At 67.7% G+C, this 20,677-nt stretch carries 18 protein-coding genes and 1 pseudogene; 8 read left to right on the top strand and 11 right to left on the bottom strand.

Annotated elements, in window-relative coordinates:
* Positions 1–8: 8 nt before the first annotated feature.
* The gene (locus tag QM693_RS15755; RefSeq protein WP_280783189.1) at positions 9–545 is read left to right on the top strand and encodes a carboxymuconolactone decarboxylase family protein; all 537 of its coding nucleotides are present in this window, start codon (positions 9–11) and stop codon (positions 543–545) included.
* Between the two features lie 41 nt (positions 546–586).
* On the opposite strand, the gene QM693_RS15760 is transcribed toward QM693_RS15755, so the two are convergent.
* Entirely contained in the window at positions 587–1,012 is a 426-nt protein-coding gene (locus tag QM693_RS15760; RefSeq protein ID WP_283332441.1) for a hypothetical protein, read from the bottom strand.
* Between the two features lie 257 nt (positions 1,013–1,269).
* On the opposite strand from QM693_RS15760, the gene QM693_RS15765 reads away from it, so the two are divergent.
* Positions 1,270–1,947 carry a response regulator transcription factor gene (locus QM693_RS15765; RefSeq protein WP_283332440.1) on the top strand — a complete coding sequence of 226 codons (678 nt, stop codon included), beginning with the start codon at positions 1,270–1,272 and terminating at the stop codon, positions 1,945–1,947.
* On the opposite strand, the gene QM693_RS15770 is transcribed toward QM693_RS15765, so the two are convergent.
* The 3 genes from QM693_RS15770 to QM693_RS15780 form a co-directional block, all read right to left on the bottom strand.
* Positions 1,920–3,323, bottom strand: a complete 1,404-nt coding sequence (locus QM693_RS15770) for a sensor histidine kinase (protein ID WP_283352830.1) — start codon at positions 3,321–3,323, stop codon at positions 1,920–1,922. The two genes, QM693_RS15765 and QM693_RS15770, sit on opposite strands and share 28 nt — an antisense overlap.
* 14 nt (positions 3,324–3,337) lie before the next feature.
* Complete coding sequence (locus QM693_RS15775; RefSeq protein ID WP_283352816.1) at positions 3,338–7,759, bottom strand: non-ribosomal peptide synthetase; 4,422 nt, start codon at positions 7,757–7,759, stop codon at positions 3,338–3,340.
* A 136-nt stretch (positions 7,760–7,895) separates the two neighbouring features.
* Positions 7,896–9,377: an MFS transporter gene (locus tag QM693_RS15780; RefSeq protein ID WP_280783193.1), complete on the bottom strand. Its 1,482-nt coding sequence runs from the start codon at positions 9,375–9,377 to the stop codon at positions 7,896–7,898.
* Between the two features lie 249 nt (positions 9,378–9,626).
* Between QM693_RS15780 and QM693_RS15785 the strand changes: the two genes are divergently transcribed.
* Positions 9,627–10,334 (top strand): hypothetical protein, encoded by a 708-nt coding sequence (locus tag QM693_RS15785; protein WP_280783194.1) that lies wholly within the window; start codon positions 9,627–9,629, stop codon positions 10,332–10,334.
* Here QM693_RS15785 and QM693_RS15790 read toward each other — a convergent pair.
* Positions 10,294–11,142 carry an alpha/beta fold hydrolase gene (locus tag QM693_RS15790; RefSeq protein WP_105417417.1) on the bottom strand — a complete coding sequence of 283 codons (849 nt, stop codon included), beginning with the start codon at positions 11,140–11,142 and terminating at the stop codon, positions 10,294–10,296. The two genes, QM693_RS15785 and QM693_RS15790, sit on opposite strands and share 41 nt — an antisense overlap.
* A gap of 157 nt (positions 11,143–11,299) precedes the next feature.
* On the opposite strand from QM693_RS15790, the gene QM693_RS15795 reads away from it, so the two are divergent.
* Positions 11,300–12,046 carry a response regulator transcription factor gene (locus QM693_RS15795; RefSeq protein WP_280783195.1) on the top strand — a complete coding sequence of 249 codons (747 nt, stop codon included), beginning with the start codon at positions 11,300–11,302 and terminating at the stop codon, positions 12,044–12,046.
* Here the strand turns inward: QM693_RS15795 and QM693_RS15800 are convergent.
* Positions 12,022–12,987, bottom strand: coding sequence for an alpha/beta fold hydrolase (locus QM693_RS15800; RefSeq protein WP_283352817.1), 966 nt, complete (start codon positions 12,985–12,987; stop codon positions 12,022–12,024). The genes QM693_RS15795 and QM693_RS15800 overlap by 25 nt on opposite strands.
* A gap of 52 nt (positions 12,988–13,039) precedes the next feature.
* On the opposite strand from QM693_RS15800, the gene QM693_RS15805 reads away from it, so the two are divergent.
* Positions 13,040–13,579, top strand: coding sequence for a TetR/AcrR family transcriptional regulator (locus QM693_RS15805; RefSeq protein WP_283352818.1), 540 nt, complete (start codon positions 13,040–13,042; stop codon positions 13,577–13,579).
* A gap of 39 nt (positions 13,580–13,618) precedes the next feature.
* Here QM693_RS15805 and QM693_RS15810 read toward each other — a convergent pair whose 3' ends face one another.
* Together QM693_RS15810 and QM693_RS15815 are read right to left on the bottom strand one after the other, a co-directional pair.
* Positions 13,619–15,007, bottom strand: a complete 1,389-nt coding sequence (locus tag QM693_RS15810) for an ABC transporter permease (RefSeq protein WP_283352819.1) — start codon at positions 15,005–15,007, stop codon at positions 13,619–13,621.
* Between the two features lie 43 nt (positions 15,008–15,050).
* Positions 15,051–15,824 (bottom strand): annotated as a pseudogene (locus tag QM693_RS15815) (ABC transporter ATP-binding protein); the annotation flags it as partial.
* Between the two features lie 187 nt (positions 15,825–16,011).
* Here QM693_RS15815 and QM693_RS15820 point away from each other — a divergent pair.
* From QM693_RS15820 to QM693_RS15830, 3 genes are all read left to right on the top strand, one after another.
* Entirely contained in the window at positions 16,012–17,490 is a 1,479-nt protein-coding gene (locus tag QM693_RS15820) for a DUF4389 domain-containing protein (protein WP_283352820.1), read from the top strand.
* Positions 17,487–18,029 (top strand): flavodoxin domain-containing protein, encoded by a 543-nt coding sequence (locus QM693_RS15825; protein WP_283352821.1) that lies wholly within the window; start codon positions 17,487–17,489, stop codon positions 18,027–18,029. The genes QM693_RS15820 and QM693_RS15825 overlap by 4 nt, the downstream gene beginning before the upstream one ends.
* A 74-nt stretch (positions 18,030–18,103) precedes the next feature.
* On the top strand, positions 18,104–18,346 hold the full coding sequence (locus tag QM693_RS15830; RefSeq protein WP_283352822.1) for a PLDc N-terminal domain-containing protein: 243 nt from the start codon (positions 18,104–18,106) through the stop codon (positions 18,344–18,346).
* 15 nt (positions 18,347–18,361) lie between these two features.
* On the opposite strand, the gene QM693_RS15835 is transcribed toward QM693_RS15830, so the two are convergent.
* The 3 genes from QM693_RS15835 to QM693_RS15845 all read right to left on the bottom strand — a co-directional run bounded on the left by QM693_RS15835 (position 18,362) and on the right by QM693_RS15845 (position 20,566).
* On the bottom strand, positions 18,362–19,369 hold the full coding sequence (locus tag QM693_RS15835; protein WP_283352831.1) for a potassium channel family protein: 1,008 nt from the start codon (positions 19,367–19,369) through the stop codon (positions 18,362–18,364).
* Between the two features lie 44 nt (positions 19,370–19,413).
* Positions 19,414–20,202, bottom strand: coding sequence for a universal stress protein (locus tag QM693_RS15840; protein WP_283352823.1), 789 nt, complete (start codon positions 20,200–20,202; stop codon positions 19,414–19,416).
* A 106-nt stretch (positions 20,203–20,308) separates the two neighbouring features.
* Positions 20,309–20,566, bottom strand: a complete 258-nt coding sequence (locus QM693_RS15845; RefSeq protein ID WP_280783203.1) for a hypothetical protein — start codon at positions 20,564–20,566, stop codon at positions 20,309–20,311.
* Positions 20,567–20,677: the final 111 nt, after the last annotated feature.

A 20,677-nucleotide genomic window follows, 5' to 3' on the forward strand; every position in this document is an offset into this window, starting at 1 on the left:
CCGACAGCATGAGCGTCCTCGGTCAGATGGACTCGTTACGTCGTGTCTTTCCCACCGCCCGCCGCAACCGGGCAGACCTGTTGCGCTGGTTGCGGCGCCGACCGCAGCTACTCGCCGCCGTCGGGGTTTACGAGTTCGCGCTCGCGACGAGCGCCAGGCTCGACCCCCGCCTCAAGGCGCTCGGCGAGATCAAGGCGGCCGCACTGACCAACTGCGAGTACTGCCTCGACATCGGATCGGCGTTCAGCCGCGCGCTCGGAGTGAGTGACGCGCAGTTGCGCGCCCTCCCGAAGTTTCGTGAGAGCAGCGAATTCGACGACACCGAGAAGCTGGTGCTGGAATTCGCCGAGGCCATCACCCGCACACCCGCCCACATCGGCGAGGACCTGCGGCGCTCACTGCTCGCCGAGTTCTCCGAGGCGCAGCTGACCGAACTCGCCGCGGCCATCGCCTGGGAGAACCACCGGGGACGGCTCAATCAGGCGCTCGGTGTGCGGCCCTCGGGGTTCTCCGACAGCGACTTCTGCGTCGTGCCCGAGCAGTAGCCGACGGAGTCTCCGAACTCGGTCCGATCGACGTCAGACAGTCAGCGGCAGCGGGAACGGGACAACCCGCCGAGCACGAAACCCAACCCGATGCCGAGCATCCACACGTCCTTGGCGACGGCGATGCCGTTCTCGTTCGGCCAGATGCTGCCGGGGTTACGCAGCGCGGGCGTCCTCGCGTACATGGCCACGAGGCCGCCGGAGAACCCGGTGAGCGCCGCCCCGGCCACGGCGGAGGGCACGAACGGTGTGAGCAGTGCTGCGCCAGTGCCTATCTCGGCGACCGACAGCAACTTGATGAATCGTTCCGGCGGGATCGCGTTCAGGAACGGGAACGCCCCCGCCGCCATCCCGTGAATACTCTGGGCGGTCTGCTCGTCCGCCGACCATTTCTGCATCCCTGTGTGGAGGATGAAACCCCCGGTCGCGATGCGCGCGGGAAGGTCGCCGAGTGTGGTCAGTCGCATAGTGGTCTCCTGTCGTCCGGGTCGAACCAGAGAAACTGTTCCCTCCTCAGCCTCCCACTCGGCTGACGACCGGGAGCGGTTTCGACGGAGCAACGGCGCCGAGCGGACGGTGGACACACGAAGCCCGGCGGTGGCGGCGGAGGTGTGGGGCATTCGGCCAGTGTCGTCACGGCCCGCTGTGGGAACGCTGAGAGCGCGTGGCCCACCCCGCGGCGGTCTGTTGTACTGAAAGTCGCGGGGCACAGGGAGGAGAGGCGGTGCGAGTTCTTCTGGTCGAGGACGAACGGCGTCTCGCTGAGACGGTGCGCCGTGGACTGACGGCCGAGGGGTTCGTCGTCGACGTCGAGCACGACGGCCTGTCGGGTTTCGAGGCGGCGCTCAGCGGCGACTTCGACGTGGTCGTCCTCGACATCATGCTGCCCGGGAAACACGGGTACGACATCGTGCGGGACCTGCGGCGTCGTGAAGTGTGGACTCCGGTGCTGATGTTGTCGGCCAAGGACGGCGAATACGACCTGGCGGACGCGTTCGACCTCGGCGCCGACGACTATCTGATCAAACCGTTCTCGTTCGTGGTGCTGGTGGCCCGGCTGCGGGCGCTGATCCGCCGCGGCGCACCGCGGCGTCCCCCCGTCCTGACGGTGAACGGACTGGAACTGGATCCCGCCCGGCATCGGGTCACTCGGGACGGCATCGCGCTCGCGCTGACGCCTCGCGAATACAGCGTCCTGGAGTTCTTGATGCGGAATGCCGGGTCCGCGGTCACCAAGCAGGAGATTCTGCAGTCGGTGTGGGACACCCACTACGAGGGCGACGACAACATCGTCGAGGTGTACATCGGTTATCTGCGACGCAAGGTGGATACCCCGTTCGGCAGAAACAGCATCGATACCGTTCGCGGGGTCGGCTACCGGCTGAAGTCCGGTGACGACTGACAGGTACCGTCCACGGGGAGGGCGATCACGAATCGCGCCCCGCCCGTGTCGCTGTCGGTGACGTCGATCGTGCCACCGTGTGTCGCGACGATCTCGGCGACGATCGCCAGGCCCAGCCCCGCACCCCCCGAGTCGCGGGTGCGGGGGGTGTCGAGGCGGACGAACCGTTCGAATATCCGCTGCCGGTCCAGCAAAGCAATCCCCGGCCCGTCGTCGGCGACCTCGAGGACCGCTCCGTCGGACGACGTCCGGCAGTTCAGGCGGATCTCACGCCGGGCGTGACGCCGCGCGTTGTCGACGAGATTGCGCACCACCCGCGCCAGTTGCTGCGGGTCGCCGACCACTCGGACCGGCGCGATCGCCGCCCGCACCACCAACTCCGGCGACATGTCCCGCACTCGGGCACTCTCGGCGTACATCAGGTCGTCGATATCCACATCCACCGACGTGTGGGTGAGCCCGTTCTCGTCGGCCCGGGCGAGGAGCAGCAGGTCCGCGAGGAGATGGTTCATGCGGCGCGCCTCGGGCAGCAACGACTCGTCGACCAGCGACGTGTCGACCAGTTCGGGGCGGGTGTGCGCCAACTCCAGGGCGGCGGTGATGGTGGCCAGCGGGCTGCGCAGTTCGTGCGATGCGTCGGAGACGAATCGTTGCTGTGCGCGGTGACCGGACTCGAGCCGGCCGAGCATGCTGTTCATCGTTTCGGCGAGCCGGGCGATCTCGTCCTGGGTGTCCGGGACCGGGACGCGTTCGTCGAGCCGGTCCGTGGAGATGGCGGCCACCCGCGCCCGGATCCGTTCGACGGGCAGGAGGGCCGCGCCGACGAGTCGATAGCTCGCCACCGCCACCAACGCGACGACGACGGGGCCACCGATCGCCATGAGCAGGGCCACCGTGCCGAGAATGCCCTCGATGGGTTCGCGGTCCGCCCCGACCACGACGGTCGCGGGACCCGACGGCGACTGCGCGCCCTGTTCGACGATCCAGTAGTCGGGTTCGCCGCCGAGGTCGATGTTGCCGAGGTACCGCGAATCGCCGGGCGGCACTGGCTCGAACGTGACAGGGAGGCGGTCGGCGCCGGGTGAGGCCGCCACGACGATGCCGGCCGAGTCGATGACCTGGATGGTGCCGATCTGGCCGTCGGTCGCGAACAAGGAGCTGTCGAGGCCCCCGGGTGCCGCGGTCCGGAGTTCCTCGACGATTTGCCGTGCGCGGGTGTCCGCGGCGTCGCGCGCCGAATGCTCCAGCGTCCGATACAGCACCACGAGCAACGCTCCGCCCGCGAGGACGAGGCAGATCGTGACCACCAGGGCGGCCGCCGCCGCGGACCGGGCGCGCACATTCCACGACCTCGGGTCGAGCAGATTCCGATCCATGGTGTCAGTGTTGCTCATCCACCGTGATCGTCTCCGACGACGGCCAGTAGAGCGTCGACGAAGGACGTCGCGGTGGCCCCGTCGAAGAGGTCGGTGGCGTACACCAGTTCGGCGTCGATCCCGGCCGGCCTGCCGGTGGAGTCGTGGCACTCGGTGAAATGAAAGTGGAGATCGCATTTCGCCACGTCGAGGGGCCGCGGGGTGATGTCGAAACGGAGGCCGGCGACGTCCAGGGTCGCCGGGGTGAAGTTGTTCAGCGACATCGCGACCTGGAAGAACGGGTGCAGCGACGGCGACCGGGGCGGGTCGATCAGGTCGACGAGTCGCTCGAACTGCAGGTCCGCGTGCGCGAAGGCACGCAGTTCGACGTCATGGGTATCTCGGATCACCGCCGCGAGCGTGTCCCCGGGATCGACCCGGGTCCGCAGGACGACGGTGTTGACGAACATCCCGACGACGTCGTCCAATTCCGGGACGTTCCGACCGGCGACCGGGGTGCCGACGGCGATGTCGGTGTCTCCGCTCAACCGGGCGAGCAGGATCGCGACCGCAGATCGCAGCGCGGTGAACACCGTGGCGTGATGTCGGTGCGCAAGCGACGCGAGCGTGACATGTGCGGTCTCGTCGATCCGGAACGTGACGCGTCCCGCGCCGTACGTCCAGTTCTGCGGCCGCTGTCGGTCGAGGGGCAGCCCCACCTCGCCGGGGAGTCCCGACAGTTCCTGGGTCCAGAACGCGAGTTGCCGCGACGCGACGCTTCCCGGATCGTCCTCGGTGCCCAGCATGTCGCGACGCCACACACTGTACTGCGGGTAGGTCACCCGGGGCGGCTCCCAGCCCGGGGGCGCGCCCGCGGTCCGGCTCGCATACGCGGAGACGAGATCGCGTGCGACCAGCGCCAGCGACCATCCGTCCGCGGCGATGTGGTGGAGGACGCACGCGAGGAGGTGATCGCGTGCGTCCAATGCGAAGAGCCGTGCGCGCAAGGGGGGTTCGGTCCGCACGTCGAACGGCGCCCCCAGCACCCGATCCACCCGGTTGCCGACGTCGTCGGGTCCGGCGGGGATCGGCGCCAGATCCGGTAGGGCATCGTCGACGGACAGCAGACGCTGATACGGCCCCGACGCCGAGTCAGGGAAGACGGTGCGTAACGCACCGTGGCGCGCCACGACGTCCGCCACAGCGCAGCGCAGCGCGTCGACGTCCACCGCCCCCGCCACCCGCACAGTGAACGGAATGCTGTACAGCGGCGGGGTGGTGGCCGTGCGGTCGATGAACTGCTGCGACGGCGACAGCGGCACCCGGTCGGGCACGGCGGTGGCGGCGATACCCGGAGCGCGCACCGTGCCGGATCCGGAAGCGTCCCTGTCGTCGATCCGCTCCGCGAGCGCCGACACGGTCGGGGTCTCGAACAGCTCACGCACACCGAGCGTCGCGTCGAGTTCTGCGTTCAATGTCGCGACCACCCTCGTGGCGGACAAGGAGTCTCCACCGAGGTCGAAGAACGAATCGCCCGCCGCGACGGCGGGGACACCGAGCAGTCGGCCGAACACGTCGGCGACCGTGCGCTCGGTCACCGTGTCCGGTTCGCGTCGAGGGGTGGTGGTCGTGCGGAAGGCGGGGGCGGGGAGTGCGCCGCGGTCCAGCTTCTTCGTCGGTGTCAGGGGAACCGCGTCCAGCACGGTGATCGATGCGGGAACCATGTAGTCCGGCAGGAACCGTGCGAGGTCGCGTCTCGCCGACTCGGGCGTGGTCTGCGACTCGCGCCGCACCACGATGTAGGAGACCAGGACCGGGTCTCCGGCCGGGTTGCGGTACACGACCGTGGTGGCGAAGTCGATGTTCGGGTTCCTGCGCAGCGCGGCGTCGATTTCGCCGAGCTCGATGCGGAATCCGCGGACCTTCACCTGATCGTCGGCGCGTTCGAGGAATTCGAGGGTGGTCGCGTTCGTCCACCGGACCCGGTCACCGGTGCGGAACATGCGGGATCCCGGCTTGCCGGCCGGGTCCGCGACGAATCGTGTGGCGGTCAGTGCCGGTTGCCGGTGGTATCCGCGGGCGAGTGCAGGCGTCCCGAGGTACAGCTCGCCGACGGCCCCCGGCGGGAGGGGGCGCAGCAGCGGATCGCAGACCGTCGCCCGCACGCCCCGCATCAGGGACCCGATCGTCACCCGGCTGCCCGGGTCGAGGGGGTCGGTGAGGGTGACGCTGCACGTGGTTTCGGTGGGCCCGTAGGCATTCCGCATCGTCCGGCCGACCGCCCACCGATCAGCGAGGTCCTGCGGGCACACCTCGCCTCCGACGAGGACCAGCTCCAGGGAGTCGAGCCCGTCGGGTGCCACGGTCGCCAGCGCGGACGGCGTCGACAGCAGATGGGTGATGCGTTCGGCACGCAGCAGTTCTCTCAGCTCCGCCCCGCCGTACACGTCGGTCGGTGCGATCACCAGGGTGGCGCCGCCGATGCACGCCGCGAGCACCTCGACCAGTGCGGTGTCGAAGCTGGGCGATGCGAAATGCAGGACCCGTGAATGTGCTGTGACCGCGTACTTGTCCCGAATCTCCTGCACGAGGTTGGCGAGACCGTCGTGCGTGACGACGACCCCTTTCGGGACCCCGGTGGAGCCGGAGGTGTAGATCACGTAGGCGGGGTGCTCGATGCGCACAGGGCTACCGCGTTCCGCGGTCAGCGGATTCTCGTCGCCGTCGTCGAGGCTCAGCCAGCGGATGGTGCCGGGCAGGCTATCGCGCGCCGAGCGGACGGTGAGACCCAGCGCCGCGCCGGAGTCGCCGAGGGTGTAGGCGATCCGGTCGGTGGGGTGGGTCGGATCGACGGGCACGTACGCCGCGCCGCTCCTGACTACTGCCCACAACGCCAGCACCGATTCGTACGACCGCGGAATCGACACCGCCACCAGGTCCTCGGGTTCGACGCCATGCCCGGTCAGCACCCGCGCCCACCGGTCGGCGGCCTCGTCGAGTTCGCGGTAGGTCACCACCCGCCCTCGGTCCCGGACCGCGACGGCGTCGGGGCGGGTAACGACGGTCGCCGCGAGAATCCGATCCAGCGTCACAGGTTCCGAATCCGGCAGTCCGGAGGCCGGAGTGAACGCCTCCCGTTCGGCGTCGTGGAACACGTCGAGGTCGGCGACCAGGCGGTCCGTGCCGGTGGCGGCATGGAAGCGCGCGAGGAACACGGTGAACCGTCGATGGTGCCCGGTGACCTCGTCCTCGTCGTACAGCGCCGGACTCGCCTCGACGTCGATGCGCGGAACCGAGCCGGGTGGTCCCGGATAGATGTTGACGGCCAGGTCGGCCGTGGGACCGGTCGTCAGCACCTGCACGCGTCCGCTGACCGGACCGAGAGTGATCTCCTGCTTGAACAGCATCACGTTGACGACCGGACCGAAGTGGGTGAGACCCGTTCCGGCAGAGGCGGTGTCCTTGCCGATGTCCTCGCGGCGGTACCGCTGATGGCGGAGCGCCCCCGTCAAGGCCGTTCGGGCCGCCCGCACCGCCTCCCGCACCGTGCCGGTGCCGACACCGCGCAGGGGGAGGGGAAGGACGTTCGACACGGAACCACCGGCGCCGCGCAGCCGCGCAGATGTCCTGGCGGACACCGGAAGTGACAGGACCACGTCGTCGGCGCCGGTCATGCGGGCGAGATACGCGGCGAACGCCGCCACCACCACCACGGTCGGGCTGTGCGCGTTCCCGTCGTCGGTGGGACGCAAGAGGTCGCTGCTGCGGTCCGCGCTGCCCCGTGCCACCAGCACCGAGGCGCCGGGATTCGGGGTACGTCGTCCGCTGAGGCCGACCATCGGGGGCAGGTCGCGGACCTGCGCCCGCCAGTAGGCGCGGTCGCGTTCGAAGCGGGGCGAAGACCGGTAGTCCGCGTCGTCCGCCGCGATCCGCCCAGGATCGACCGTCCGGAACTCCGGAGGCCGGTCGCCGTCGATTCCCGCCACGTACAGTTCGGCGGTGCGGCGCATCAACATCATCGCCGCATAACCGTCCATCGCGACGTGGTGGGCACGCGAGTACCAGTAGGTGCGCTCGGCGCCCACCTGCAGAATCGTCGATAGGACGAGTGATTCGCCGTACATGTCGACGGGGGAGGTGCAGTCATTCCGCATCCACCGTTCGGCCGCGTCGCCCGGATCGGGTTCGTCCCGCAGGTCGACCACCGGCACCGGCTCCGACGTTCCGGTGCCGAAAACCTGGTGGGGCCGGCCGTCCACCTCCCGCACGGTGAACGATCCCAGTTCGTGGACGGCTCGTGCGGACGCGTCCGTCAGCAGGTCCAGGCGTACCGGACCACGCAGGTCCACGTACTGGGCGATCACGTAGGGAATCTCGGGTGTGAGCTGCTGTGCGAACCAAATGGCGTGCTGCGCCTCGGTCAGCGGGACGACCCGCCCGGGTAATCGCACCCGCATCAATGCCTCCTCACAACGACCGAGCCCAGGGACGGGACGACCGCTGATGGTGACACACGCGCGCTGTGAAATCGCTGAGGGCCGTCGTCGCCGCGACCCCACGGGGGAGTCGCGACGACGGTGTGAGACCGGCGGCTCAGTGGGCGAGGACGACGGCCCCGTCCGTGTCGGCCGCGGCCGCCGACCCCGAACCGGGCGCGCTCAGTTGCGAAATCCGGCGGGGCAACGCGAAGGCCACGACCGCGCCCAGCAGCGCCGAGATCGCACCGATCACGAACGCGATCGTGATGCCGGTGTCGGTGTAGAAGACCGCACCCTGCATGACGGTCGCGATGTGCGAGTTCAACACCGAGAAGACGATCACCGGGAGGATGGCGGGCAGGATGCTCTGGAACACCGCCACCATGCTCGCCGTCGTCGCCTGCAACTGCGGCGGCACCGCGGCGATGAGCAGGTTCGGGACGGAGGCGTACCCCATGCCCATTCCCACGCCGAGGAGTGCGGCGAAGCCGATCAGGAGTGCCTTGTCATCGTGGACCATCGCCGTGAGCAGGCAGGCGGCGGCCATCACGAGCATGCCCACGACCATCAGGGTCCGCGGGCGGACGTTCCGGGGGACCAGGGTTCCGACGATCAGTCCGCCGATCACCACGGCGCCACCCAGCGGCGCCTGGAAGATCGCGAATCCCTCTGCGCTGATGCCGAATCCGTAGCCGAGCCCCAGGATCGCCGGGGTCATGCACATCATCGGGAGCATGATCGTGAACACCGCGGACGTGCCGTAGCAGAATCCCGCGCCGAGCGCCGTCAGGAACACCGGCCGCTTACCGAAGAACCGGATGTCGATCAGCGGGTCCGCGAGCAGTCGTGCGGACACCGTCCACGCCACCAGCAGGGCGACACCGCCGGCGAGGAACCCGATCGTCGACCCCGACGTCCAGCCCCACGAGGGCCCGAAGCTCACCCCGACGAGGATGCCGGCGAGTCCGGCTCCCAGGAGCGCCGCGCCGATCAGGTCGATGCGGGCGCGCAGGCGCACCGGCGATTCCGCGGTCGTCGCCCGGATCAGGACGGCGAGAATCACCAGACCGGCCACGAAGAACCAGAAGATGCTCCGGAAGCCGAAATTGTCGATCAGCCAGCCGGTGAAGAACGGTGCGGGGATCGCGATGAGTCCCATGCCGCTCGTGGCGATGCTGACCGCCAACGCCACCGTCCGGGCGGGGAAGACGTCGCGGATGAGCGAATAGCTCAGGAACAGGCAGGGCACGAGCAGACCGGTGAGGGCGCGGCCGGCGATCAGCACCGCGTACGTCGGTGCGATCGCCGAGATCAGCGACCCGAGCGCCGACAGGCCCACGGCCGTCAGCAGGAGTCTCCGTTTGCCGTGTGTATCGGCGAGCTTGCCGATCAGCGGGCAGGTGATCGCTCCCACCAGCAGGAACGCCGTGAGCAGCCATGCGCCCTGCGTCGTCTGGTAGTGGGTGACGATCTGCGGCAACGCGATCGAGATCATCATGTAGCTGACCGCGAGCATCTCCAGCAGCAACACGATCGAGGCGAGCGAGAAGATCAGGCGGGGTGTCCATCGCTCGGTGGTCGCATGGGTGACCATCATCGGGTCCTTTCGAATACCTGCACGGGACTCGTGACGGCGCCGCGGCACTGCGGCGCGGCCCGAGCCGGGCGGTAGGGGTGGGTGGTCACATTCGGTGGTCGAAGTCTCGTGAATGTGTAATTGACATCACAGTTCTCGGGGATGCGGCACGCTATGCGGCGTTCCGCCCAGCGGGAAACCGACCGGCGGGTGTTCCCCGGTTGACGCGAATCGGTGAATCCCGAACGCTCCTCGAGCGAGGATCGACTCATGGCCGAAACGCAGCGCGCGCAGGACCTCCGCCGGCTGAGAACGCCACGCTCGGCGGCCGTGGCGGGGATCGTCTTCGCCGTGCTGTTCGCCACCAGCCTCGTCCTCCTGCGGACCGCGCTGCCGGCGGACCCGTTCGACGAAACCCCCTGGGTGGGCAGCGGCGAGATGCGGATCAAGGCGGCCCTGCTGCTTGCTCCGTTCGCGGGGATCGCGTTCCTCTGGTTCATCGGCGTCATCCGCGACCGGCTCGGCGACCTCGAGGACCGATTCTTCGCGACGGTGTTCCTCGGCAGCGGATTGCTGTTTCTCGCGATGGGTTTCGTCTCGATGGGGGTGGCGGGAGGCGTCCTCGCCATTGCCCGTCACTCGGGCAGCTCCGCGAACGAGATCGTCTATTTCGGCCGCGAGATCATGCTGCAGATCAACCACGTCTACGCGCTGCGTATGGCCGCGGTGTTCATGATCTCGCTGGGGACGATCTGGCTGCGGACCGGCCTGATGCCGCGATGGCTCGTCGTGACCACGTATTTGCTGGCCCTGGGGCTGCTGGTGATCGTCGACTTCAGCCTCTGGTCGACGTTGGCGTTCCCGGCGTGGGTGCTGCTGGTCAGCGTCTACATTCTGGTCACCGGACGCCGCGCGAGCGCCGCCGGGAACGGATCGTTCAGGTCCGCGCCGGCGTCGTGGAGACGAAGTCGTCGATGATCTCGACCACCGCGGCGGGATCCTCGAGGTGCGGATAGTGCCCGACACCGTCGAGGACGGCGAGCCGGCTCCCGGGAATCGCCTCGTGCGCCGCGTATCCGTGTGCGACCGGGATGATGCCGTCGGAATCGCCCCAGATCAGTTGCGTCGGGAGACCTTCGTTGAGGTACAGACGGCTCAGCGCGCTCACCGCCTGCCCCCGATGGTCGACGACCGCGCGGAGCGTCCGCAGAAACGCCTGCCGGGTGGCCGAATCGGACAGCGACGAGTAAGCGTTCCACATCTCGTCGCCGCGGACCGAGTGGAACCCGGCCGCCGCCAGCCAGCCACGGACCTTGTTTCCGGCGTCACGAACCACGGTGGGCGCCACCAAGGGCAGGACGAACTCGGACCCCGGCGCCGCCAGCAACCGCAGGGTCCAGTTCACGTCCGGTCCCAGTCCGCCGCTGCCGATGAGGACCAGCCGGTCACACAGTTCGGGATGCTGATAGCTGAACTGCATCGCCACCCCACCGCCGAGGGATTGACCGATGACGGTCACCCGTTCGATGCCCAGTTCGTTCAGGAGGTCGCGCAGCCACGCGGCGAACGCGCCCAGCGAGTAGTCGCCGCGCGGCTTGGCGGAATCGCCGTGGCCGGGCAGGTCCGGCGCCAGGACCCGGTACCGCTGCGCCAACTGCGGGAAAACGGCACGCCACGTCGCGGAACTTCCCGCCATCCCGTGCACGAGCAGCAGCGTCTCGCCCTCACCCTCCATCCGGTATGCGACGGCGTCCCCGTGCAGTGTGAGGTGCTGGAGCTGGGACATACAACGACCTCCCGATCGTCTGATGCAGCGGTCTCTCGGTAACGATAGGGGAGATTCGCCCGATATCGTCATCAACTGCGGCGTGGGAACTTGATCTCAGTCCCGGGTTGATCTAGCAGGAACCCCGACGCGAGGCTCGAAAACAGGAGGAACCCGCATGAACGCTGTGTCGAGTTCGGCCATCGCCCGTCCGCGCGTCCTGCTGATCGACGCGGATGTCGAGAGATCCCTCGTCGAGCGCCTCCGGGACGCGGGGTTCTTCGTCACGAGGACATATGCGGAGCCGGTGCGGTCGCGGATCGAACCCCCCGATGTGGTGATCGTCGACGCACGATCACCACATCTCGACGCCGACACCACGGTGCGTGCGTTGAAGGCGATGCGATTCGCGCTCGCCGTTGTGGTGATCGGCACGTTCCGTTCCGGCAACCGGCGCAGCGACCTCCTCGAGGCCGGCGCCGACGATGTGATGGAGATGCCTGTCGGGGCGGACGAGCTCGTCGCACGGCTCCGCGCGATCCTCCGCCGGGTGAAGCCTGAGGTGCCCGCGCAGGTGCCCGACGGCGCGCAGGACGTCTGCCTGTGCGAGGAACCTCACGAACCCGACCACGACGGGCTCCGCACCACGCTGACCAGGACGGAATTCGTCCTCTTCACCGTGCTCGCGCAGAATGTCGACCGGGTCGTCACCCGCCGCGACCTCATGCTCATGGTGTGGGGTGTGACGGTCGAATCGAAGACGAACGTCCTCAATGCCTACGTCTGCTCCCTGCGACGGAAACTGGTGGCCGTGGGATCGCCGTACGTCGTCCACACCGTGCGCGGCGTGGGATTCGCCCTCGGCGAGGTCGAGCGTCCCGGGAGCATCGATCCGGTCCGTCAGGTGCCCGTCGCCGCCTCGTGACCCCGACCCGGCGGCGCGAAGAATGCGAGCGCGCGTGCGAGCACTACCTCCGGCCTCTCGTCGACGAGGAAGTGTGAGGCGCCCTCGACGACCTCGACACCGAAGTCATCGGTGTGCTTCTCGAATCCGCCGAGGAACTCCGGGCGCACAATGGGGTCTTCGGCGCCGATGAGCACCCGGGTGGGGGTGCCGAGCCGACTGTTCCGGTAGGCGCCGGTCATGATCCGCGCGGCCTCACGCATGATGAAGCATCGGTAGAGAGCGGACGCCGCGTCGGCGCGGGCAGGTTCGCGCAGCTGGGCGGCGAACATCTCGATGTCGTTCTCCGAACAGGTGTTCCGGTTCGTGGTGAAACCCCGCAGCAGGTGGTAGGTCAGTCGTTGACGCCCCCGGCCGAGCAGGCGTGGACCGAGGAACGGTGCGGCGATCACGGGTTCGAACCAGCCGTGCCGTGCGATCGTCAGCAGCAGCCGTGGATCGAACCGAACGAACGGGTGGGGGACACCGAGACTCACGTATTTCCGCACACGGTGCGGCGCGCGCAGGCACAGCTCGTATCCGAGCAGAGCGCCCCAGTCGTGCGCGATCAGGCAGACCCGGTCGAGTTCGAGCGCGTCCAGTAGCGCGACGACGTCGGCGAGCAACTGCTCGCGGGTGTATCCGGTGGGCGGGGCGTCGGTCCAGCCGGCGCCGCGCAGATCCGGGCAGATCACCCGGTAATGCGCGGCCAGCCCGGGGAGGACCCCGCGCCACTCCCACCAGTTCTGGGGGAAGCCGTGGAGTAGCACCACGGGTTCGCCGTGACCGGCCTCGGCCACGTGCATGCGCAGGCCGGGGAGTCGGAGGTAGCGGTGCCGGACACCGTCCAGTGCGGGAAAGGTGTTGTCCGGCTCGCCGTTCGGTCCGGAAACTCTGTCGTGTCCGCTGGCCTCGTGTCTCATGACATCACGCTACTACGATCATAGTGCCAAGTCACTATGTTTATAGTAGCGTGTGACGCCAACGAGAACGACAGCGCTCGACGCAGCGATCGACCTGGTCGGAACCGAGGGACTGCGATCACTCACCCACGCCCGGGTCGACGAACGCGTCGGCCTCCCGAAGGGGACGACGTCCAATTACTTCCGCACCCGGGCGGCGCTGCTCTCCGGCACCGTCGACGCGATCGTGGAACGCGAGATGGCCGAAGTCGGTGTACTGGCACCGACATCCGCAGACGACCTCGTCGACGCGCTCTGCGGTCTGATCGACTACACGACCGTCGCCAACCGAACCGTCACCGCCGCACGGCTGGTCCTGTTCCTCGAAGCCAGCCACGACCCCACTCTCCGGGAGGCGCTGGCACGGGGGCGCGCGGCCATGGAGGCGTCGGCCGTCTCGGCATTCCACCGGCTGGGAGCACGGGATCCACAGACCGCCGCCACCGCAGTCATGGCCTGCGCAGAAGGCCTGATCCTGCATCGCATCGCCCGACACGACACGACGGATCCGCGGCCGACGTTCGAACTGGTGGTCCGGGCCGCGCTGAGCTGACGGCCCGTGTTCGCCGGCGAGATTCGATACCCGGATCGGTCACCTCCGGTCGCGCCGGCGGAAACCGATCAATCCCACTGTGATCAGTGCGACCGCGAAAACCAACTCCCACACGATCGGTGCCGGGTCGAATGCTTCTCCAGGCAGTTTCGGAAGATGACTGAATGGTTCCAGGTCGAGGACCCAGGCCGGGAGGCCGGAGAGAGCGCCGACCATGAAGATCAGGATGAACGTCACATAGACGGCCCATGCGGCAGGCGCGAGGCGGGGCAGCAGTCCGAACAGTGCCACGGTTACTCCGGCCGATATCCAGATCGCGGGAAGCTGAACCAGCGCGCCGGCCACCGTCGCGGGGAGCTTGCCCGCGATGTCCCCGACGGCCGCGCCGTACGTCACTCCGACGGCGACACCGGCGACGACGATGGCGACGGCTGGGCCGAGCACCGCGAACAGCAGGTGGCTCAGTGCCCACCGGACGCGGCCGACCGATCCTGCGATCACCGGCTCGCCGCGTTGCGCGGCTTCCTCGTAATGAAGCCGGAGTGCGGCGGAGATCGCGTAGGCCGACGCGGCGATGCCCAGCATGGTGAGCGCGAAGGCGACGAAGACGTCTTCCACGGTTGCATTCCCGCCGAGGCGGGCGAGGACGTCGTTGATCGTCCGGCTGTCGCCGAGTTGGATGCCGAGCCCGTGAGCGGCGCTGCCGAACAACAGTCCGTACAGGAGCAGGGCGACGGTCCACGCGAGCAGTGTCCCGCGGTGCATCCGCCACGCCAGACCGACGGGCCCCGAGAGAGCAGGCCCGGCGGTCTCGTCGCCGGGGCGTTCGGCGATGAGACCGCCACCGATATCGCGGCGGCGGAGCAGCACGTAGGCGGTGACGGTCGATGCCGCGGTCCCTGCCACATGCAGGAGAAGTGTCCACCAGCGCTCCTCGGCGAACGGGCGCAGCTGCAACGACCAGCCCTGCGGCGACAACCACGACAGCGTCCCGGAACCGGCATCGCCGACGGCGCGGAGTGCAAAGAACACTCCGAGTGCGCCCAACGCGACGCCGCGGGCCGTGCGGGCGGAGGTGGTCAACTGCGCGGCGACGCCGGCTACGCCGGTGAACACGAGACCGCTTGCGGCCAGGGCGGCTCCGTAGCCGATCGAGCCGGCCAACGGTAGGTCGAACATGCGCAACACGACGCCGAATGCGGTTCCCGTCACAATCGACGCACCCGCGGCCACGACGATCGCGGCGGTCAGTCCGGCGTACCGGCCGACCGCGGTCGAATCGATCAGCTCGGCGCGACCGGATTCCTCCTCGGCCCGGGTGTGCCGGATCACGGTCAAGATCACCGCGACGGCGATCACGGTGTACAGCGCACCGGCTTTCCAGATCGCCACCGCCCCGGGACTGGGGTTGAATATGGGTCCGTACATGGCGATCTGGGCGGGACTGGCGGCGGTCGCCGCCGCAAACTCCGCTGTCGACCTGACAGTGCAGCATGCTGCCGTTGATCACGATATCCGCGACGCCGGGGATGTGGTGCAGGTCGACCGCGTCGCCGAGTAGTTCGGCGGTGATCGACGTGCGGCTGAGGTGACGCATCGAGTCGACGGCGCCGCTGTCGACTGTCTTGCCTTCACGGATGATCGTCACCCGATGGCAGAGCGCCTCGACCTCGGAAAGGATGTGGCTCGACAACAGGATGGTGGCGCCGCGGTCGACCGCTTCGCGGGCGCACTCGCGGAATACTTGCTCCATCAATGGGTCCAGACCGGAGGTGGGTTCGTCGAGGAGCAGAACCCTGGCGTGTGACGAGAGGGCCGACACCAGGGCTACCTTCTGCCGGTTACCTTTGGAGCAGCTCCGCGCCTTCTTGCGCGGATCCAGATCGAACCGATCGATGAGTTCTCCGCGGCGTTGTTCGTCGAGTCCGCCGCGCAGTCGTGCCAGCAGGTCGATCGTTTCGCCACCGGACAAGGATGGCCACAGTGTGACATCGCCGGGCACGTAGGCCACTTCACGGTGCAGCGCGACTGCATCGGACCACGGATCGCGACCGAGCATCCGGGCCTGACCCGACGTGGCGCGCAGGATCCCGAGCAGTACACGGATGGTGGTGGATTTTCCGGAACCGTTCGGCCCGAGGAAGCCGTGGATCTCGCCGGTGTCGACGGTGAGATCCAACCCGTCCAGTGCGTGAACGTGACCGAAGTGTTTGTGAAGACTGTGCACTTCTATGACGTGGTGCATGTCAGCTCCTGTCCTGCTCAACTGTCGCTGATCCACCGGCCGGTGTACTAGGGCCTTTCGTCCGCGTTCTTTCGTTGCCGCAAACACGCGCGACCATCGGGCGAGGTGGTGACCAATGACCCTGACGCGCCGATGGAGCCAGGACCCACACTGAGACTTCGGGGACACGGACCGGGAGGAATTTCCTGTGCGAACCGGCAGAGTGGCTGTTCTCGTCTTGGGCTGTCTGAGCGCCCTGACCGGGTTCGCGCTGCTCACTGCCGCGGTGTTTCTGGGGTGGGCCTACTTCATGCAACGCGACGGTGGGCACTTCACCTCGCCGCGTGAGCACTTCGAGACGAGTGAAAGTGCCCTGGTATCGGAGAAGGTCGATCTGTTCGAGGGCGCCGACTTGCCGGAAGGGTTCAGCACCGAGGACCTCGGCCGGGTACTGCTGCGAGCCACCGCGACCGATCCCAGCCAGGAGATCTTCATCGGGATCGGCCCTCGTGACGAGGTCGACAAGTACTTCACCGACGTTGCTCGCACCGAGGTGACAGACGTGCACTTCGATCCGTTCCGACCGACCTATCGGCAGATTCCCGGAACCCGGACCGCGGAAGCACCAGGGGCGCAGTCGTTCTGGTCGACCTTTTCATCGGGTCCTGGCACACAAGAAGTGCGCTGGGAGCTGCAGCAGGGTGCCTGGACGGCTGTCGTGATGAATGCCGACGCCGCCCCCGGGGTGTCGGCCGACATTCAGGCCGGGGCACGCCTCGCTTTCCTCGGACCGCTCGCTCTGAGTGTCCTGATCGGCGCAGTCGTCTTTCTGATCATCGGAATCCCGTTGATCGTGGCAGGAGCGATCGGTCTGGGTCGGCACGGTCCGCCGCAACCGCATCCCGTCGGACGGGACGCAGCCGACGACACCCACCCCCAGGTTCCATGGACCGTCTATCCCAGCCGTCTCGTGGGCGAACTCGACGAACCACTGTCGCGATGGCTGTGGCTGGTGAAGTGGTTACTGGCGATCCCGCACTACTTCGTGCTCTTCTTCCTCGGGGTCGCGTTCGTCGTCACCACCCTGGTTTCCGGATTCGTGATCCTGTTCACGGCGCGGTATCCGCGGGCCCTCTTCGACTTCGGCGTCGGAGTTCTCCGGTGGTGGTGGCGCGTGCAGTTCTATACCTACTCGGCCCTGGCGACGGACCGCTACCCACCCTTCACCCTGAAACGTACCGACTATCCGGCGGACTTCGACGTCGATTATCCCGTGCGGCTGTCCCGCGGACTGGTGCTCGTGAAGTGGTGGCTGTTGGCGATCCCGCACTACCTGATTCTGTCGCTACTCGCGGGAGGGTGGTTCGGGAGCTGGCGTGCCGGAGCGTTCGCCACCGACGGTGCGCACTACGGGCAGCCGTGGCTCGTCGGTTCTCTGCTCGGTCTCGTGGTGACCTTTTCGGCAATTGCGCTTCTCTTCACCGGACGGTACCCACATGGTCTTTTCGACTTCGTGATGGGCATCAACCGCTGGGCGTTTCGCGTCGCGGCGTACGCCACCCTGATGCGGGATGAGTACCCACCGTTCCGCCTCGACCAGGGACCATTCGAGCCAGATGAGCCCGGGCCACACTCGCGCGGAGACGATTCCGGTGCCGACACCTCTCCGGAAAGGCCCCGCCCATGAAAGTACTGGTGGCGTACGCGACAGCGAAGGGCTCGACCCGCGGGATAGCCGAGAGACTCGGGTCGTGTATCGAAGGTTTCGGGCAGGAAGTCGATGTGCGGGCGGCCGCGGACGTGTCACACGTGCACTCCTACGACGTGATCGTTCTCGGAAGCGCGATCCATGACGGGCAGTGGCTCGCCGAGGCCTCCGACGCGGTCGAGCGCCTGCGGTCGCAATTCGAAGGGAAGCGAGTGTGGGCGTTCTCGGTGTCGTCGGTGGGCGTCACCAGCACGACCCTGTCCAAGCGGCTGGCGCGTTTTCTGCGTCGCGTGACACCGGAGCCGCGAGCGGTGCAATTGCTGCGGGATGCGGCCGATGTGCGCGACCACCGATTCTTCGCCGGGGCGATCGCCTCGGGTGATTGGCCGGGATTCGGGCGAGTCGTCTTCACGCTCATGGGTGGGCACTACGGCGACGCCCGGGACTGGGCGGACGTGTGCGCGTGGGCAGGCACCATTGCCGCCGAATCGACCCGGGACACGGAAAGACGGACCTAGATCCAGTGGTCGGCGCCGCCGAGGCATTGCTCTCGCGGTGCCGTGCCGGTGGAGGTGAGATCGGAGGAGCATCGATGAGTCCATGGAAGAGGCGTGTGACGTGGTCGAGTCTGACAACGCCGCAGCGCGCCGCGCTGGTCGTGGCGGCGGCGGTGCAAGTGGGGCTGGCTGTGGCGGCCTGGGCAGATCTGGCGAAGCGTGATCCCCGCGAGATCAAGGGGAGCAAAACGACATGGGCTGCCGTGATCGCGGTGAACTTCATCGGACCCATTGCGTATTTCCGGTGGGCTCGCCGCACCCCGGAGGAGGCACGATGAAGGGCCGGAAACCGTTCAGGGTGAGCCGATTCCCTCACTCTGCTTGACCTCGCGCCGAAGCGCGTCGAGCTGCGGCGCAGTTCCGAGTGCAATGAGAATCGTGCCCGGGTCCAGACGTCGCTCCGGCGGGGGATTGGCGACGAACTGTCCCGTCGGCGACCGCAACGCCATCAACAGCGAGCCGGTGGCCGCCGCGAGGGCCGCTTCCGCCAGCGTCCGCCCGGCCAGCGGCGAACCAGCCGAGACCTCGACCTCCTCGATCCGGTAGTCCAGTGTCTCGTCGTGCATCACGACGTCCAAGAACTCGGCGACATGTGGCTGGAGCGCGAAGGCACCCATCCGGCGCCCCCCGATGAGTTGAGGGTTGACGACTCGGTTTGCTCCCGCCCGAATCAACTTGGACGTCGAACCATCGTTGCGGGCGCGGGCAATGATGATCAGATCCGGCCGCAACGCACGGCTCGAGAGTGTGACGTAGACATTGTCCGCGTCGGTGTCGAGCGCCGTGATCAGGGCGTGGGCACGGCCGATTCCCGCCGCTTCGAGAACCTGGTCGTCGGTGACATCCCCGACTATTGTCGGGACGTCGAGGTCGGCGAGGCGCTCCGGATCTCGGTCGACGACGACGACCGGCATCCCGAGCGTGGCCAGGTACTGCACTCCGGCCCGTCCGACCCGGCCGAAACCACAGATGATGGTGTGTCCGGTCGTCCTGCTGATGTGTCTGTCCATTCGCCGACGCTCCATGTGCTGACGTAGATGTCCTTCGATGAGTGCTTCGAGTATTACCCCGAACGTGTATAGCGCCGTACCGACACCTGCCAGTATGAGCAGGATCGTGAAGATCTGGCCCACCGCACCGAGTGGGTGGACCTCACGAAACCCGACCGTGCTGATCGTCGTCACGGTTTGGTACAGCGCATCCAGAATGCCGAAGCCCAGGACGACATACCCGAGCGTGCCTGCAACGACGACGAACCCGAAGGCCCCCAGTGCGCGGCCGATCCTCAGGAGGGGACTCATCACGGTCCGCCCGGCCGGGACGGCGGTGGAGGCGTCTCGTCTCGTCACCGGCGCACGATCAGCAGCGGGCAGGTGAGCGCGTGGAGGAGCGCCCGACTCGTCGAACCGAGCAGCAACGAGGTGAAACCACCCCGCCCACGGCTGCCGGTCACCACCAACTGCGCTCCTTGCGATTGCTGAAGCAAGTGGTGAACCGGTCGATCTCGGACGACAATCTTGCGGACGGACACGTCAGGATACTTGTCCTTCCATCCGGGGAGGCTCTCCGACAGGACGGCCTCTTCAGCGGTCGCGATTGCCGACCAGGGAAGTTCGTTGTCGCTGAGATCGGCCGGGGCAACGGCGACACCGACCACCACCGGGCCGTCCAATGGCGGCGCGTCCGTTTCGGGCATTCCGCGGATCAACGCCACCGGGCAGGGTGCATGACTGGCTACCGCGGCGCTGACCGATCCCACCAGGCCGCCGGTGAACTCTCCGAGGCCACGGGAACCGACGACCAGCATGCGCGCCGACTTCGCGGCGTCGAGCAGGGCCGGCACGGCCGAGCCGTGACGCAACGCCGTCCGTAGGGTGAGGTGGTTGCCGCGCACGCTCCGCCGGGCGAGTTCCGCGGCCGTGGCGAGACGCTGAGTGCCGGCATATTCCACGCCGCTGAACGCACCTGCGGAGAGGTTGACGGCGTCGCCGAATGTACCGGGCGCCGTCAGGAGGGAGGACACCAGAAGTAGCGGGACTCGATGGTGGACGGCCGCATCGGCGGCCCAGCGCACGGCGTCGAGCGATTGCGCCGATCCGTCCACACCCACGACTACCGGTGAATCAGTCTGCATGTCGATTCCTCGTCTCTGTTCGGTCGTGCCGGCCACGTAGAGAATGTGCCACCGCCGCGTGACCGTCTCGACAGGGCACACAGTCTCCAAATCGCGGAGCGGCCGCTCACAGCGAGTTCACACCGTGGAGAAGAAGGGCGGGCAAACCCGGGACCATCAGTCCGACACCGACCGACACGATCGCGGCGCCGACGACCCGATGATGCGGATTACGGAAGACGCCGAGTCCGATGAAGACGACCGCTGCTGCACCCCCGAGGACGGTGAGGGGAGACGTCACCGACAATGCCGCGAAGCCCACGACGGTGGCGGCCGCGACCCATGGCCATCGCAGATCTCCGGCGTCGAGATATTGTGCCTGCATGACGGCTCCTCTCCTCGTCCACCAGCGTCGGCGTGCCACCATCACGGGACAAGGGTCCTAGGGTGTGTCTCCCAATGATTTGTGGTGTTGTGCTGCAGAATCTTCGGTGTG

This window comes from Rhodococcus sp. IEGM 1305 (assembly GCF_030058635.1).
GTDB classification, from domain to species: Bacteria; Actinomycetota; Actinomycetes; order Mycobacteriales; family Mycobacteriaceae; genus Rhodococcus_F; species Rhodococcus_F opacus_D.